1 protein-coding gene is annotated in these 254 nt (G+C 60.6%); it reads left to right on the plus strand.

Features of this window, described 5'->3' with window-relative positions; genetic code table 11:
- On the plus strand, positions 1-254 hold a 254-nt coding region (locus tag SB753_RS39385), incomplete at both ends, for an SDR family oxidoreductase (protein WP_410805464.1).

Consider the following 254-nt stretch of genomic DNA (forward strand, 5'->3'; position numbering starts at 1 on the left):
CTCACGCTCACGAAAGTTTTCGCTCGCGATCTCGGCCCGCTTGGGGTGACTGTCAATGCTATCTCGCCGGGTCCGCTCGATCTGGCCATCGTTCATGAAACCGTACCGGCAGAGAAGCTGGAGAAGATCATCGCCGGCATTCCGGTGGGGCGCCTCGGCTCTGCAACTCATATCGCGGACGTCGCCGTGCTGCTGGCATCGCCAGATGCCTATTTCACCAACGGTGCCTGCTGGGACATCAACGGCGGGCTTTT

The organism is Paraburkholderia sp. SIMBA_053 (assembly GCF_046534895.1).
Lineage (GTDB): Bacteria > Pseudomonadota > Gammaproteobacteria > Burkholderiales > Burkholderiaceae > Paraburkholderia > Paraburkholderia caledonica.